The following is a 14568-nucleotide window of genomic DNA, read 5'->3' on the forward strand; positions in this document are numbered from 1 at the left end:
CGCATGCATGGCTGCGGGGAATGCCTTGACCCCCGCTGAGCTGGACCCGCTCGTACTCACGCCGTGGCGACATAACCACTCGTAGGTGTCGAGCTGACATTCGGCAAAGCGATCCACGAGTTCGCGATCGTTGCGCCCGTTACGGGCGCGCAGCCGGTCTGCGGCCAGGCGATCCGCGCTGTCCTTGTGACCGGCGGCGCGTTGCAGATCGGTGCCGGCAAACGAGAACGAGCCGGCGGATTGCCCGGTGCTGCCCGCTGCGACATGCTGTCAGCATGGATCGCCAATGCGATCCTGCGTGCCCCAATGTGGCTCAGCCTTGCGTCTGCCGTGCCGCCGCCGCAAGCGTTTTGTCCAAACACCAAAGGCGCGACGAGGCTTATGGAAAATCCTTCCCTGTACCATCGGTTTCAACAGGCTGCTGCGATCTACGCCGATCATATCAGCATCCGTTTCGCGGGGCAGGACTGGACCTATCGCGACTTGGAGAAGGCAAGCCGCGAGGTGGCCGCGTCCCTGATCGCGCTTGGCATCGAACATGGGGATCGCATCGGCATCTGGGGCGTGAACAGCGCCGAATGGGTGATCGCGGCGCTGGGCATCCAGGCCGCGGGCGGTGTGCTGATCCCGATCGGCACGCGCCTGCGGGGACGGGAAGCGGGTGACATCCTGCGCGATGCAAAGGCACGCCTCGTTTTTACCGATCGCGGCTTTGGTGAATACAGCTACGTGGATGCGCTTGGCGCGCAGGATTTGCCGGCAGTCGAGCATATCGTCGTGCTTGGGGAAACGGGCGGGTCAACAGGCGATCGAGTGCTATCGCTGAATGCATTGCGCAACTGGTCTGACCGCGCCAACGACGCTGCCGTGGATGCCAGGATCGCGCGAGGCTCCGGCGACGATCTGGCGGACATCATCTTCACGTCCGGCACCACCGGACGCCCCAAGGGCGTGTTGATGACGCAGCGGCAGAGCCTGATCGCCTGTGATATTCAGGCCGCAGAGGTCAACGGCTTCAACTCGGACGATGTCTTCGGCGTAACCTATCCTTTCGCACATAACGCGGGATATCGCGCGGGCTGGCAGGTATCCTTGCTGTATGGCGTGCGCATTCTGCCGGTCAGCAGCTTTGATGCGGGCGATCTGCTTCGCATGATCGAGCGTGAGCGGGTCACGATGCTGCCAACGGTTCCGGTTATCGCCCAGGCACTTATCGATCATCCCGATCGCAAGAAGACCGATCTGTCCAGCCTGCGTATCGTTTCCACCGGCGGTACCACTGTCCCCGTGCGTTTGATCGAGGATATGCTGGTCAGCTTCGGCAAGAATACCATGATCCAGACCGGTTATGGCCTGACCGAGACCGCGGGCTCGGTTACGACCACCGGCAAGGGTGATGGCCCTGAAGTCATCGCCCAGACAGTCGGCCATATCCTGAGCAATATGGAGATGAAGATCGTCGGGCCCGATCAAGCGGAGGTGCCGATCGGCGAACCGGGCGAAGTCGCGGTTCGCGGCCCGCAAGTGACGCTGGGCTACCTCGACAACCCGGAAGCGACGGCAAAGGCCTTTACGCAAGACGGGTTCCTGCTGACCGGTGACGCCGGCTGGATCGACGAGGCAGGCAATTTGCACATCACCGATCGCATCAAGGACATGTATCTGTGCGGTGGCTTCAATTGCTATCCGGCCGAGATCGAGCGCGTGATGAGCATGATGCCGGGTATTTCCCAAGTCGCTGTCATCGGTGTCGATGATACGCGCCTAGGCCAGGTGGGCCGGGCTTTCGTCGTGCCGGTCGCCCATCACGATCTGACGGAAGCCGAAATCATTGCCTGGTGCCGGGAAGAGTTGGCCAATTACAAAGTGCCGCGCTCGGTCCGCATAGTGGACAGCCTGCCGCTCAACGCCACTGGCAAGGTCATCAAGGCCGACCTGCGCGCGATGGCGTGAGGAGAGGCAACGGCAGGAGCGGGCCAGCCCCGCTCCCGCTACCCATCATTTCGCGTCAGGCAACGACCAGAACGCGATGATCGCGCGCAATGTAGCAGTCAGTGCCAGCGGTTGATCGACCATGATATGGTGGTAGGCTTCCGGTATCTCGATGAAGATACTGTCAGAGCGCATATTCGCTCGCTGCAACGCAAAGTCAGCGCGCGTTGCGATCGGGGAGTGCTCCCCACGAATAAAGGCGAGCGGACATAACGATCGCCGCGCTTCATCCCAGGTGTTTTCGAATTCGATCTTATGAAAGAAATCCGGATCGAAGCACCACGTCCAGGCACCATGACGTTTGACTATGCCGCCTCGCGCGATCGCGTCCAGGATATAGAGTTCGCCGCTGGGTTGATCTGGCGATAGCCGAAAGCGGGTTATGGCATCCGCGATCGTTTCATATTCCCGGTGGCGATAGGGTGGTGGGTTGCCACCAATTTCCAGGCCGGGGAGAATGAACGAGTCGACAAAGACCGTGCCTGCAAATTTCTCTCCGTGATCTCCAGCGACGATGGAAGCGGCTTTGCCACCAAAACTGTGCGAGATGAGTACGGGTTTTACAGGTCCATCGAACATGCTCAACGCTTCGGCGACGCCCATGGCTTCACGTGCCATCTGCGTGGTCGAGTACTTATCCCGCCACTGCGAGCCACCCATACCCGCGAAAGACATGGCAATGACGTGATGATCTTTCGACAGCAACGGCGCGACGGGGTTCCACCAACGGGCATGGGCCATGGACCCATGCAGCAGCAGAACCGGCGGTGCTTTGGGATCACCCCACGAAAGAGCCTCGATCTCGGCGCCATCCACAGCAATACGATGCTCGTTGACGGGCAGTGCCATCGCCTCGTCGAACCATGCCGGGGCTTCTGGCTTTCGGCCCTTCAGGGGAGCGAGGGGGCGCGGCAATTTGCCCCATTTGTCGAGACCTACACGCTGAAGGCCGGTTTCTGCTTCGCTCAAAGTGAAGCCAGCCGTCGTTCGTAAAAGGCAGCGTCGCCGTACAGTTTTTCGAGGACCATCTGGTAGCGGTAATGATGGCTGACGTCGTATTCATCGGTGATGCCATAACCGCCGTGAAGCTGGATCGCCTGCCGTGCGACGATCTGATAGGCCTCGGAAATGTTGATCCTTGCCAGCGAGATCGCGCGGGCGCGTTCTTCGGCGGATGCGTCGATCGTCGAGAGGGCAAAGTACAGGATCGATCGTGCCTGATGGGTCGCGACGAACATATCGGCCATGATGTGCTGCAAAGCCTGGAACTTGCCGATCGGCTGGCCGAACTGCTGCCGTTCCTTGAGATAGCTGGAACACAGCGCCAGGTCTGCTTCCATCGAGCCAACCATCTGTGCCGCATAGGCGACACGGCCGTGATCCAAGGCCTTCGCCAGCAGATCGCGCGCCTTGTGGCCGCGGGCCAAAACTACGCCACCCTCTACGCCGTCAAAGCGGATGTCGGCCGCGCGGGTACCATCGTAGAGCGGGTAGGGCGACTGTTCCGTCCCCGCCGCATCAGCCGGTACGAGAACGAGCACCAGTTCATCGCCTTCATTGGCCGACACGATGAGGTGGGTGGCGGAAGGTGCATCGATCACGACCATCTTCTGCCCGTTGAGCACCTGCCCATTGCCGCCCCCGGTCAGCGATGTGCCGCGCGGTTCGGAATAGTCGTAGCGATCGCCGATCTCGTCATGCGCCAAGGCAATGCGTGCGCTGCCGCCGACAATCTCTTCGATGAGATCTGTTTGCACATCATCAGCGCCCGCGAGGATGATCGGCGCAACGACGGCGGTGCTGGTGAACGGTTGCGAGACGCAGCTGTATCCTAGCGCGGTGGCCAGTGCGGCGACATCCGCCATGCTGCCGCCCAGCCCGCCCAAATCTTCCGGTATCGCCAGGGCCAGCCATCCCAGTTCGGCGAATTTCTCCCAGGCATCGGTGTCAAGACCGTCCGGCGTCTCGCGCAGAGAGCGGCGATGTTCCAGCGTGAAGCGCTCTGACAGGTAGCGTTCAGCACTATCGAGCAGCATGCGCTGCAGATCGGAAGGATTGAAGTCCATGTGTCGTTCCTGCTTTGCCTGTCGTTAAAGATCGAAGGCGAGCTTTGAGATAATGCCCTTTTGAATCTGCAGTGTGCCGCCATAAATCGTGGCGGCCCGCATCACGAGCGCGCGGGGCGTAGCGTTCTCTGTGTAGTCCGGCCACAGCGGTGCTTCGGTTCGATCCGCGACTTCGAAGGGGAATTTGCGCATCGCGCGCACCCCGATCATATCAACCTGAAATTCGTTGATCGTCTGCTGCAGGCGCGATCCGGCGATTTTCAGTGTCGAGGCAGCAGCGGTCGAGTTGTACTTGAACTCTTCGCGGCAGAGCTCTCGCATCACGGACCATTCCAACGCCATCACTTCCGCTTCCAGATGCATCAGGCGCGCGTGAATGACCGGGTCTTCGATCAGTGGCTTGCCATGGCGAGTCTCGGTGCGCGCAATTTCTTTCGCCCGCGCCATTTCGCGCTTGTTGAAGAAGATGAAGGAGCTTGTCGTCCGCTCATGATCGAGCAGATACTTGGCATAGGTCCACCCCATCCCTTCCTCGCCGATCAGGTTTTCGGCCGGCACCTCGACACTGTCCAGGAACACCTCGCACAGATCCGCTTCACCATTGAGTTGCGGGATGCGGCGAATGGTGACTCCGGGGGAGTCCAGCTTGATCATCAGGAACGAGATTCCGGCCTGCGGCTTCACGTCGGGGTTGGTGCGAACCAGGAAGAAACCCCATTCCGCGGCGTAGGCCACGCTGGTCCAGATTTTCTGGCCGTTCACGATATACTTATCGCCTTCGCGGCGCGCGGCGGTGCGCAGCCGGGCGAGGTCTGAGCCGTTGCCGGGCTCGGAGAAGCCTTGCGACAGATAGTAGTCACCGCGGCGGAACGCAGGAAGAAAGCGATCCTTTTGTTCCTGTGATCCGAATTCGTAGATCACCGGGCCGCACATCATCGTCGCTCCCCAGCAACTGTCCGGAGCCCATGCGTTTGCGCATTCTTCGTTAAAGATGTGCAACTGCATCGGCGACCAGCCGGTGCCACCGTGTTCGACCGGCCAATGGGGAACGGACCACCCGCGCTTTTCTAGGATGCCCATCCATTTCAATGAGTCCTCAGCTTCAGACTGGTTGCCGCTAAAGGCCTTTTGGCGTGCTGCCATGTCCTTCGGCAGGTCGGCCCGGATTGCCTCGCGCACTTCCTTGCGAAAATCGTCTAGCGTGGGGTCTGGTGCTAAATCCATGATCGTTATCCAATCCTCTTCGGCAAGCTGCGCACCGCCGATATCTCTGACATAAGTTAGAAAATCAGGGCCGTCATTCTACCCCAAGGACCGCCACGGCCTGGCTGGAGAGAACGCCCCCGTTGCCTTGGGCGATCGCGGTGCGTGCGTTGCCGACCTGCCGCTGCCCGCATTCGCCGCGCAATTGGCGCACCGCCTCGACGATGGTGAAGAGCCCGTACATTCCAGGGTGGACGCAGGACAATCCGCCGCCGTTGGTGTTGACCGCCAGCTTCCCGCCTGGGGCGATCGCGCCATCGGCCACGAAGCGACCGCCTTCGCCCTTGGGGCAAAAGCCCAGGTCTTCCAGGAACAGGATCGGGTTGATCGTGAATGCATCGTATAGTTGGACGACGTCGATTTCCGCGGTGGTCAGTCCCGCTTGTGCCAATGCACGCGGCCCGCATTCGGCCAGGGCGGTTTCTGTCAGTTCCGGCATGGCCGCGATGTTCGCGTGCGTGGTCATGCTGGCAGCGCCCAGGACCGCGACGGGCGGGCGGGCCAGATCACGTGCCCGATCGGCGCGAGTCATGACGACCGCCGCCGCGCCATCGGTGACAAGGCAGCAATCCAGCTTCCCGAAGGGGTCGACGATCATACGCGCGCCCATGTACTCTTCCATCGTCAGCGGCGTGCGGCTGTAGGCGTAGGGATTGAGCTGTGCCCAGGCGCGTGCGGCCAGTGCCACTTCGCCCAACTGCTCCTTGGTGGTGCCATACAGGTGCATGTGTCGCTTCGCCGCGAGAGCATATCCCGTCATCGGCATGAGCGGGTTGTAGGCGGCTTCGTATACGAACGGCTGCGATGTGCGGCTCAGCTTGCCGATAGATGACGCCTGGTTGCTGCCATAGGCGATCAACGCGCAATCGATCAGGCCGGCATCGAGCATCCAGGCCGCGCGCTCGACATAGCTTTCGAACACGTTGCCGCCTGTGCGGCTGTTGTCCGCCACCTTGGGCTGTATACCGCAGTACTGGGCGAAGTTCATGCCGCCGCCAAAGGTGTCGTTCGAAGTGGTCACGAATACGCCGTCCACGTCCGCAAAGCTCAGCCCTGCTTCCGCCAAGGCATTACGTGCGGCGATGGCGGCCATGTCGTACGGTTCATAGCCGGGGCAGCGGCCTTCGCCAAAAGTGGCTGCGCCGACGATTGCGGTGCTGGCGCGCGGAAAACGACCGTTCATCGCGCGTTCTCCCGCGCATCGAAGACTACAATATGGCCATCCTCATGCGGGATGATACGTGCCTGCACCTCAAGGCCGATCGGCACGGCATCTGCCGGCAGACCTTCCACCCGCGCCATCATGCGGGGGCCTTCTTCCAGATCAATCAGGGAGATGTTCATATCCGCTTCGGGGGGACGTTTGCGCACGCAGGTTGAGGCGTACACGGTGCCACGGCCCGATGGCTCGAACCATTCGAGGTCCTCGCCCGTACCTGGAGCCACAGCGCGCGGAAAAAACACCGCGTTGCCCGTCTTCACGCCCCGCTGGATCATGAACCGCCCCGCTGCAAGATGCGCTTGGTACTGAAGGTCCGGCCCGCCTGTTTCCGTCGTCGTTGTCATGGTCAACCTGTGCAGAAGCTTTGTTCCCCTTAGTGGTGAATTACCCCGGCTTGTCGAGTCCGTGCCAAGCAGATCAGATGGACGATGGAACGGCGCGGTTCGCGCGTCTTGATCACGCCGTTAAGCTTCAGATCTGACCGCCACCCGCGACGCGAATGTTCTCACCCGTCACCATCGCCGCGCCGTCCGAACACAGCCAAAGGACACTGGCTGCGATTTCTTCGGGCAGGACGGAACGGCCAATCGGCTGCGTTTCACTGGCGAGCGCTTTTTCTTGGTCGGCAGTCATCAGCTTCGTGATCGCTTCCGTCCGCACCAGGCCCGGGGAAACGGCATTTACGCGAATTTTATCCGCGGCATGGCGAACCGCGACGTGTGCCGTCATGTGAATGACGCCGGCCTTGGCCGCCGAATACGCTGCGTTCGCCGGTTCGGCATAGCGAACGCCGGCCATCGACGCAGTGTTCACGATCGCACCGCCACCAGTTTCGCGCATCATCCGCACTTCATGCTGCATGCACAGGAAAGGCGACTTAAGGCACAGATCGATCGTGCGGTTCCAGTCCTCGATCGAAATATCAAGCAGCCCCTGGCCCCACGAAAAGCCTACATTGTTATGTGCGTAATCCAGACGCGGAAAGCGGTGCTTGATCATGCCGAATAGGGCGTCGATCTGCGAAGGATCGGTCATGTCGGATTGGTGGAAGACGGCGGAGCCGCCCGCGTTCTCGATCTCCTGCCGCACGGCTTCGCCGCGATCGGCATCGATATCCGCTAAAACCACGGTCGCACCGTTGGCAGCAAAGCCCAGCGCGGTCGCCCTGCCGATCCCGGAGGAGGCGCCTGTGATGAGAGCCACTTTCCCAGCAAAGTCATATGTCGTCTTGATCATACGCTATACACATGAGCGAGACCTTCGCGCTGTCAACACCTGGCCGCCAGTATCGTCGCCACGATGGGTTTCGCGCGATTGTTCGATAGTTGAAGATGCAAGCGGTACGGCATGCCGACGCTTCTGAACCATCGGCCGAGGCCGTAGAGGAAGCAGGAGAAACGAAATTATTGGGGTGAAGCTATCTTCCTTTGTCCCTGCCGAATGGATCGTCAGCACCCCGCCTCGCTTCATCCTGTCCTCCCGGATCACCTGGGCCGAATGGAGACGGACGGTATGATAGGTGGCATTCTTGCGGAAATCGGAAACGCGGTCGCCGCCGCCAGATCATGAAGGATGGACGTCTCCCATAAAGCCGCTACTTGATGGCAAGGGGATCACAGGGCAAAATCGACGATCGGCACGTCGCCATTTGGTCTAAGGCGCGTCAGGATTTTTGTTAGGGGGCGATCGATGAAAGACGTGATGGTAGCCGACCCGGCTATCGCAAAGGCCTCTTTATCGGCGCCGCCCGTCCGTCAACGAAGGGCACGGCGCTCCCGAGAAAATGTGGAAGGATGCATCCGCGAGGCTGCCCGTCGTCTCTTTGCGGACCGGGGCTATGCCGCCACAACAACTCGCGAAATCGCCGAGCAAGCCGACGTCAGCGAGACGCTGCTGTTCCGCTACTTCGGCGACAAGGCGCAGTTATTCGACGCCGTGATCATCGAGCCATTCAATCAGGTCATTCGCAAATTCACGATGGCGCAAACTTCGTTTCATGGCCCAGACGCACCGGACCTCTATCGCCTCGTGTTCGATCTTCTCACGGAAAACCGCGATTTGCTCACTGCGATCGTGATTGGTCGTGCGCAAGGCGCCACGGCGGCCGATCATCACTCCCCCAGCTTCGAGCCGTTTTTTCAAGCCGGGCTTGCGAGCCTGAATGCGGAGTACGCTGCTGCCGGCATCACGCCGCCTTTCGACCTGGATATCGGGATAAGGCTGACGTTTGGAATGATGGGAAGTGCGGTCTTGATGCGGGACTGGCTGTTCCCACCTGGCGATGGCGCCCGCGATCACATCCTCGCCGCTAGCGAGGAGATCGTCCGCCGTGCACTGCGGGTACCTCCCAAGACGTGATGGGATCGTAGCAGTGCGCCCGACATAGGCTTGACGAGATCAAGCAAATCCCGACTTAATCACAGCATTCCGCGCTCTTCCGAGGTCCTTGTTTCGGTATCGATGCCCAGTTCGCGCAGCACTTCGACGATCGCTGTTGTTGCGGAAGCTACGGCGGGAAAACCTACATAGGGCAAAGTCTGGATCAAGGCCTCTTCGATATCGCGCGCGGTCAAGCCATTGCGGATGCCGATGCGGATATGGTTCTTCAGTTCGAGAATCTGGCGCTGGGCTATCAGCACGCCGATCACCACAAGGCTACGCTGCTTACGTTCCAGACCGTCACGGCCCCAGACATCGGCAAAGGCGTAATGCGTGGCCATTTGCGCGATGGCGCTGCCAAAGCCGTTGGAAGCCATCGCATCGCGCATTTTTGCCGATGCACCTTCGCCCATCAATTCGTCGAAGACCTGCAGGCCGCGCTCGGTCCGGTCGTTCTTCATATCATTGCTCCTGAAGCAGTGAACCCTGTCATGCCTTGTCCCCTGAATGCCCGACCGGAAGACGCGTGATTTTCGCCACATCCTCCGCGCTCGATTTTTCCCAGAAGCCGGCCCAGGTCGGGAAATCCTGTGGCAGATGCGGCAAGCGATCCGACCATCGATCCCACAACTGGAAAGGCGCGCGCGGGCGGTCCAGCTCGTCCACCGAGTACCAATGCTTTTCGCTACGCCGTTCGAAATACCAGCGGCCATCGCGGCGCACATAACGATCAAAATAAATGATCGCCATGGTCACCCACTCGTCACCATCTTCATGCTCTGCCCGGCAATAGACCGTGCCGGTCGCAGTATCATCGTCGATGAAGTCTACCGTGTGTCCGCAGATGAAGTGGATCGAGCGGTAAAAGGTGCGGACGCTGGGATCGATGAAAGTGCGCAGGGCTTCCCGGCCTTTGCCGCGCCTGCCGCAATCGACATCCTCAACGAACAGCCCGATCCAGGTGTCAATATCGCGGGCATCGACTGCGCGCGCGTAACGGGTGGGCAACTCCGCGATTTCCATACGCGATTCGATGCGCTCGATCCGCTTTTCCAGCGATGTTGCCTCGGCCATTTGCTCTCCATCTTTCCGAATGCTTTTGTGGTCACTAGTTTCGCAGGCGAGCCATTGCCATCGGCCTTGCCGATGATCACAAGCGCGATACGAGCCAGAAAACCAAGCGCTCAGGTCAGGCGCTGGAGGCTGCCGTTGTCGAACGGCAAAAACGGCTCACCGCGTAGCGCCTTTGTAAGCCATGCGGGATCGTTCAGCAGTGAGCGGCCCACGCCGACCAAATCGACCTCCCCCATCTCGAAACGAGCAATCACCTTGCCGAGATTGTCGGCAGCACCCGAACCGGAATCGATGTGATGGTCACGCTTGCCCTGGTCCAGGCCGACCCCGCCTACGCACATCCCGATCTTGCCCGTCAGCTTCTTGGCCCAACCACCCAGGTTCAGGGGCGATCCCTCAAAGATCGGTGTATCGAAATAACGCTGGCTACCGTCGAAAATGTCGACGCCGGCGTCGGCGATCGGGCCCAGAATTTCGCCCAGTTCCTCCGGCGTATCGGCAAGGCGAGCGTTGTAGTCCTGCATCTTGAATTGTGAGAAGCGCAGCATGATCGGGAGGTCTTCGCCGATCTCGCGCCGGATCGCACGGACGACTTCAACGGCGAAGGTGGCGCGTTGACGACGGTCGCCGCCCCAGCGGTCGGTACGCTGATTGGTGCCCGCCCACAGGAAGTTGTCGATCATGTAACCATGCGCGCCGTGGATCGCCACGCCATCAAAGCCTAGTCGTGCGGCGTTGGCGGCGCTGCGGGCATAGGCAGCGATGACATCGGCGATGTCATTCTCGCTCATCGGTTCGGTATCGGGTCGCAACCGTTCGACGTGGCCGGGCTCCAGGCTCACTTTGCCAAGCGGGCCCAAAACGCCTGAGGGGCGGCGCGGGCCGACCTCCGGGTCCGTGCTGTTGGCGGCATCGCGCATCGCGCCCTGGTGCCATAGCTGGGGGATGATCTTGCCGCCGGCATCGTGTACCGTATCCACAACCTTGCGCCACCCGGCCGAGGCGGCATCGCCATGAAGCACCGGAACACCCGGCATATCGACTGCAGCACGATCGTCGATCCCGACGCCCTCGGTGACGATAAGGCCGACATGGTTTTCTGCGCGACGGCGATAATAGCCGACGATTTCGTCATTAGGGACCCGGCCGGTCGCCTTCTCCCGCGTCATCGGCGCCATGACAATGCGGTTGGCCACTTTAAGGCCGCGTACCGACAGCGGGGTCATCAACGGGCGAAGGCGATCCTGGATGTCGGCGGGAGAAAAGGCATCAGCCATGGTTTGATCCTGTTGAACGGAAATTATGGCTTAGAGCGACTGCCCGTCATCCAGTTCGAAAGAAGCGCCGGTGATGGTGCGCGCAGCGTCCGACAACAGCAGCATGATCGGGGGCAGCAAGTCAGCCGGCTCCATTGCCCGCTTGCGCGGGAAGCTTTCGATCAGGGCCTGGCCGGCAGGCGATGCCAGCCACTCACTATTCAGCTCAGTCGCGATCCATCCTGGGCAGACCACATTCACGTTGATGCCCTTCTGCGCCCACTCTTTCGCCAGAGCCTTGCCCATCATCAGCACGGCGGCTTTCGAGGCGTTGTAGGCGACCAGCTTTTCCAGCACACGGTGCGAGCCCACCGAGCCGACAAGGACGATACGCCCGTCGCCCGATTGGGGCGAACCCGCCGCGATCATGCGCTTGGCGGCTTCACGAGCGGTGATGAACACGCCGCGCAGATTGACGTCCATCACCTTGTCGAACTCGGCGATCGGAATGCCCAGGGCCGAACTGGGATAGTTCATGCCTGCATTGGCGATGACCGAATTGACCGGACCGAGCGCGGCTTGAGCGGCGTCAAAGCCCGCGCTGACGGAAGCTTCATCGGCGACGTCCATTTCTACGGCGACTGCACGGCCGCCCTTGGCCTCGATCTCGGCCTTCAAGTCAGCCAGACGATCCGCGCGGCGAGCGGCCAGGGCGACGGCAGCGCCATTCTCCGAAGCGGCACGGGCGAAGCAGGCGCCCAGGCCGGACGAGGCACCGGTGATGAGAACAACGCGATTGGAAAGGTCAGTCATAAGTCTAAATGCTCGTGTCAGGAACGCTCACCGGCCGGCGGCAAGCCAACTGCAGCCGACTATCACGCTTCCATGCCCCACACGATCGCCATTGCGATCGTACGCGAGTGGAAATGGGCGCGGCCCTGCTTCTGTGACGATCAGGCCGGTAGCGGCTCGCGTCTTGAACGACGTGCCATGTCGCCGGCCGCTTCAACGCGGCGGAGACATTCCATCAGGCCGCGCGTAACAGGATCATCAACCGGATTGCACCGCGGCGGGAAGTTTTCCAGCAGTGCGACACTGTGTGACGCGCGCGCCTGGTCTTTATCTCTGATCTCGCTTTCGATCAGGAAGCAAGATGATATGCCGGAAAGGCTCACCGTTACGTTTCCGTCCGCGTACCGGCAATCTCATCCCATGGGATATGATATTTGCGGGCAAATTTCATCGCCGACGCGATCATTGGCGCGGACCTCTGGCCCCATCGCGTTCGGCGGGGCAGGCAAGATGGACAGGAGAGATTGTATGAGCGTGCGGCCGTTTAAGATTGATGTGCCAGAGGCAGTGCTCGCCCGGATACAAACACGCCTCGCTGATACGCAGATCGGCTATGCCCCCAAGGCCAGGGATTGGACTTGGGGCACGGACAGAGACTACCTGGCCGAGTTCGTGGCCTATTGGCGTGAACATTATGATTGGCGCGCGCAGGAAGTGCTGCTGAATCAATATCCCCAATTCATGGCGGACGTTGATGGTATTGATATCCACTTCTACCACGTTCGGGGCGACGGATCGCAAGCTCTGCCGATCATCCTGACGCACGGGTGGCCGGGCTCGGTGATCGAATTTCTGGTTGTGATCCCGAAGCTGGTCGCGGCGGGGTTCGACGTGGTGGTGCCCTCCCTTCCCGGATACGGTTGGTCCGGACGCCCGGTCACGCCGATCGGCCCGGCAACAGTGGCTGCCATGTGGCGCAAGCTGATGGTCGATGTGTTGGGCTACCCGCGCTTCTTCGCACAGGGCGGGGACTGGGGCTCTGCAGTGACCCATCAGCTTGGCGTGACCCACGCGGACGTTGTCGCCGCGATCCATCTCAATTTCTTCATGGGGCCGTCGCCCAAATCTTCGGACGATCCCGAACTCGCCCAATACTGGCGGTCCGTCGGCGCGCTCATGCAGGAAGAAAGCGGATATCACCATCAGCAGAGTACTCGGCCGCAGACCTTGGGGCTGGCCCTTCACGACAACCCCGTAGGCTGGGCCAGCTGGCTTCTGGAGAAATTTCGCCGGTGGGGCGACACCGGCGGCGATATTGAGAGCCGATTCGAGAAGGATCATCTGATCACCAATATGATGGCCTATCTCGTGACGGAAAACGTCATTTCCTCCCTATGGATGTATTACGGCAGCAACCATGAGGCCCGCGCCGGGGGCAGGGTCGAGGTGCCAACCGGCCTCGCGCATTTCCCCGGCGAGTTCTACCCGATGCCCTCGCGCCGGTTGGCTGAACAGGCGTACAATGTGCAGCGTTGGAGCAAGATGTCCGCTGGTGGGCATTTCGCCGCGATGGAAGAGCCCGAGGCCTTCGCGGAAGATGTGATCGCTTTTTTTGGAGGTCGCTCATGACCGAAGTCTTGCTGAAACAGGAGCCGGCTGAGGGCGTTCTGATGTTGACGCTCAATCGTCCGGCCGCGCGCAATGCGATCGATCTTGGGCTTCTTGATGCTCTGACAAACGCCTTTGCCGATTTTCGAGACGATGCGCGTTGGCGTGTCGCTATCCTCACGGGTACGCCGCCCGCGTTCTGCGCCGGGCTGGATCTCAAAACCTTCTCCGTGCCCGACGCGCCGCGTCATTTGGTGACCGAGCTAATCACGTCGATCCCCCATCTGGGCAAGCCGATTATCGCCGCGGTCAGTGGATCGGCATTTACCGGCGGACTAGAGATGGTGCTGGCCTGCGATTTCGCGATCGCAGCAGAAGAAGCGCGCTTCGCTGATACCCATGCCAAGATCGGCGCGCTTTCTGGAAGTGGCATGGGATCGCGGCTGCCGCACAGGGTCGGCACGGCCTGGGCGAAGCAAATGATGCTGACGTGTGCCCCGATCGATGCGGCTACCGCGTTGCGCATCGGCTTGGTCAACGAAGTCATGCCCGCCGAGGCGCTGGTCAGCCGGGCGGTGACTTTGGCCACGCAGATCGCTGCGCACGATCCCGAATTGATCGCAACTGCGCGAGGTGTGGTGGATGATGCGGCCAACCTGACATTGGCCGAGGCGACTCGGATCGAGCAGGCAGCCTTGGCCAAGCGCAAAGCCCGCGGCGCGATGTCCTGGAATACGACGCTTTAAGGCCTGAAAAGGCACAAGATGACGTTCGCATCGAGCTTCGACCCGCTTTCGTCTGAAGCCCTGGCTAATTTGGGCACGCATTATCCCACGCTTGCGCGAAGTTCGCCTTGTCACCCTCTGGAGACGGACTGCCATCCGTTCCGGATCACCAGCGAATACGCTGAGATCAA

Annotated in this window: 15 protein-coding genes; 4 read left to right on the forward strand and 11 right to left on the reverse strand. The window is 60.8% G+C overall.

Features of this window, described 5'->3' with window-relative positions; genetic code table 11:
* The first annotated feature begins 381 nt into the window (after positions 1-381).
* Positions 382-1953: an AMP-binding protein gene (locus GGR39_RS09705; RefSeq protein WP_183616950.1), complete on the forward strand. Its 1572-nt coding sequence runs from the start codon at positions 382-384 to the stop codon at positions 1951-1953.
* A 45-nt stretch (positions 1954-1998) separates the two neighbouring features.
* Here the strand turns inward: GGR39_RS09705 and GGR39_RS09710 are convergent, their stop codons facing one another.
* The 6 genes from GGR39_RS09710 to GGR39_RS09735 all read right to left on the reverse strand — a co-directional run bounded on the left by GGR39_RS09710 (position 1999) and on the right by GGR39_RS09735 (position 7779).
* The gene (locus tag GGR39_RS09710; RefSeq protein ID WP_183616951.1) at positions 1999-2961 is read right to left on the reverse strand and encodes an alpha/beta fold hydrolase; all 963 of its coding nucleotides are present in this window, start codon (positions 2959-2961) and stop codon (positions 1999-2001) included.
* Positions 2958-4058, reverse strand: coding sequence for an acyl-CoA dehydrogenase family protein (locus GGR39_RS09715; RefSeq protein ID WP_183616952.1), 1101 nt, complete (start codon positions 4056-4058; stop codon positions 2958-2960). Before GGR39_RS09715 ends, GGR39_RS09710 begins: the two co-directional genes overlap by 4 nt.
* A 24-nt stretch (positions 4059-4082) precedes the next feature.
* On the reverse strand, positions 4083-5282 hold the full coding sequence (locus GGR39_RS09720) for an acyl-CoA dehydrogenase family protein (protein WP_058736609.1): 1200 nt from the start codon (positions 5280-5282) through the stop codon (positions 4083-4085).
* A gap of 73 nt (positions 5283-5355) precedes the next feature.
* Positions 5356-6504 (reverse strand): acetyl-CoA acetyltransferase, encoded by a 1149-nt coding sequence (locus GGR39_RS09725; protein ID WP_183616953.1) that lies wholly within the window; start codon positions 6502-6504, stop codon positions 5356-5358.
* Positions 6501-6887 carry a Zn-ribbon domain-containing OB-fold protein gene (locus GGR39_RS09730; protein ID WP_058736611.1) on the reverse strand — a complete coding sequence of 129 codons (387 nt, stop codon included), beginning with the start codon at positions 6885-6887 and terminating at the stop codon, positions 6501-6503. The genes GGR39_RS09725 and GGR39_RS09730 overlap by 4 nt, the downstream gene beginning before the upstream one ends.
* Positions 6888-7014: 127 nt before the next feature.
* Positions 7015-7779 carry an SDR family NAD(P)-dependent oxidoreductase gene (locus tag GGR39_RS09735; protein ID WP_183616954.1) on the reverse strand — a complete coding sequence of 255 codons (765 nt, stop codon included), beginning with the start codon at positions 7777-7779 and terminating at the stop codon, positions 7015-7017.
* A 453-nt stretch (positions 7780-8232) separates the two neighbouring features.
* Here GGR39_RS09735 and GGR39_RS09740 point away from each other — a divergent pair, with 453 nt between their 5' ends.
* Positions 8233-8901, forward strand: a complete 669-nt coding sequence (locus GGR39_RS09740) for a TetR/AcrR family transcriptional regulator (RefSeq protein ID WP_183616955.1) — start codon at positions 8233-8235, stop codon at positions 8899-8901.
* A 59-nt stretch (positions 8902-8960) separates the two neighbouring features.
* Here the strand turns inward: GGR39_RS09740 and GGR39_RS09745 are convergent, their stop codons facing one another.
* The 5 genes from GGR39_RS09745 to GGR39_RS09765 form a co-directional block, all read right to left on the reverse strand.
* On the reverse strand, positions 8961-9383 hold the full coding sequence (locus GGR39_RS09745) for a carboxymuconolactone decarboxylase family protein (RefSeq protein ID WP_058736614.1): 423 nt from the start codon (positions 9381-9383) through the stop codon (positions 8961-8963).
* Positions 9384-9411: 28 nt separating this feature from the next.
* Positions 9412-9996, reverse strand: coding sequence for a nuclear transport factor 2 family protein (locus GGR39_RS09750; protein WP_058736615.1), 585 nt, complete (start codon positions 9994-9996; stop codon positions 9412-9414).
* 110 nt (positions 9997-10106) lie between these two features.
* Positions 10107-11273, reverse strand: a complete 1167-nt coding sequence (locus tag GGR39_RS09755; protein WP_183616956.1) for an oxidoreductase — start codon at positions 11271-11273, stop codon at positions 10107-10109.
* A gap of 30 nt (positions 11274-11303) precedes the next feature.
* The gene (locus GGR39_RS09760; RefSeq protein WP_058736617.1) at positions 11304-12065 is read right to left on the reverse strand and encodes an SDR family NAD(P)-dependent oxidoreductase; all 762 of its coding nucleotides are present in this window, start codon (positions 12063-12065) and stop codon (positions 11304-11306) included.
* A gap of 140 nt (positions 12066-12205) precedes the next feature.
* Positions 12206-12427, reverse strand: coding sequence for a hypothetical protein (locus GGR39_RS09765; protein ID WP_183616957.1), 222 nt, complete (start codon positions 12425-12427; stop codon positions 12206-12208).
* Positions 12428-12572: 145 nt separating this feature from the next.
* Here GGR39_RS09765 and GGR39_RS09770 point away from each other — a divergent pair, with 145 nt between their 5' ends.
* Together GGR39_RS09770 and GGR39_RS09775 are read left to right on the forward strand one after the other, a co-directional pair.
* On the forward strand, positions 12573-13673 hold the full coding sequence (locus tag GGR39_RS09770) for an epoxide hydrolase family protein (protein WP_183616958.1): 1101 nt from the start codon (positions 12573-12575) through the stop codon (positions 13671-13673).
* A complete protein-coding gene (locus GGR39_RS09775; RefSeq protein ID WP_183616959.1) occupies positions 13670-14398 on the forward strand; it encodes an enoyl-CoA hydratase-related protein in 729 nt (242 codons plus the stop codon). The genes GGR39_RS09770 and GGR39_RS09775 overlap by 4 nt, the downstream gene beginning before the upstream one ends.
* Positions 14399-14568: the final 170 nt, after the last annotated feature.

Source organism: Novosphingobium fluoreni, assembly GCF_014196615.1.
In the GTDB taxonomy this organism is placed as follows: domain Bacteria; phylum Pseudomonadota; class Alphaproteobacteria; order Sphingomonadales; family Sphingomonadaceae; genus Novosphingobium; species Novosphingobium fluoreni.

What these genes read in the sequence shown, in the direction of transcription:
- GGR39_RS09705 (WP_183616950.1), top strand. Translation starts at nt 382, where the DNA reads ATGGAAAATCCTTCCCTGTACCATCGGTTTCAACAGGCTGCTGCGATC.
- GGR39_RS09715 (WP_183616952.1), bottom strand. Translation starts at nt 4,058, where the DNA reads ATGGACTTCAATCCTTCCGATCTGCAGCGCATGCTGCTCGATAGTGCT.
- GGR39_RS09720 (WP_058736609.1), bottom strand. Translation starts at nt 5,282, where the DNA reads ATGGATTTAGCACCAGACCCCACGCTAGACGATTTTCGCAAGGAAGTG.
- GGR39_RS09725 (WP_183616953.1), bottom strand. Translation starts at nt 6,504, where the DNA reads ATGAACGGTCGTTTTCCGCGCGCCAGCACCGCAATCGTCGGCGCAGCC.
- GGR39_RS09730 (WP_058736611.1), bottom strand. Translation starts at nt 6,887, where the DNA reads ATGACAACGACGACGGAAACAGGCGGGCCGGACCTTCAGTACCAAGCG.
- GGR39_RS09735 (WP_183616954.1), bottom strand. Translation starts at nt 7,779, where the DNA reads ATGATCAAGACGACATATGACTTTGCTGGGAAAGTGGCTCTCATCACA.
- GGR39_RS09740 (WP_183616955.1), top strand. Translation starts at nt 8,233, where the DNA reads ATGAAAGACGTGATGGTAGCCGACCCGGCTATCGCAAAGGCCTCTTTA.
- GGR39_RS09745 (WP_058736614.1), bottom strand. Translation starts at nt 9,383, where the DNA reads ATGAAGAACGACCGGACCGAGCGCGGCCTGCAGGTCTTCGACGAATTG.
- GGR39_RS09750 (WP_058736615.1), bottom strand. Translation starts at nt 9,996, where the DNA reads ATGGCCGAGGCAACATCGCTGGAAAAGCGGATCGAGCGCATCGAATCG.
- GGR39_RS09755 (WP_183616956.1), bottom strand. Translation starts at nt 11,273, where the DNA reads ATGGCTGATGCCTTTTCTCCCGCCGACATCCAGGATCGCCTTCGCCCG.
- GGR39_RS09760 (WP_058736617.1), bottom strand. Translation starts at nt 12,065, where the DNA reads ATGACTGACCTTTCCAATCGCGTTGTTCTCATCACCGGTGCCTCGTCC.
- GGR39_RS09770 (WP_183616958.1), top strand. Translation starts at nt 12,573, where the DNA reads ATGAGCGTGCGGCCGTTTAAGATTGATGTGCCAGAGGCAGTGCTCGCC.
- GGR39_RS09775 (WP_183616959.1), top strand. Translation starts at nt 13,670, where the DNA reads ATGACCGAAGTCTTGCTGAAACAGGAGCCGGCTGAGGGCGTTCTGATG.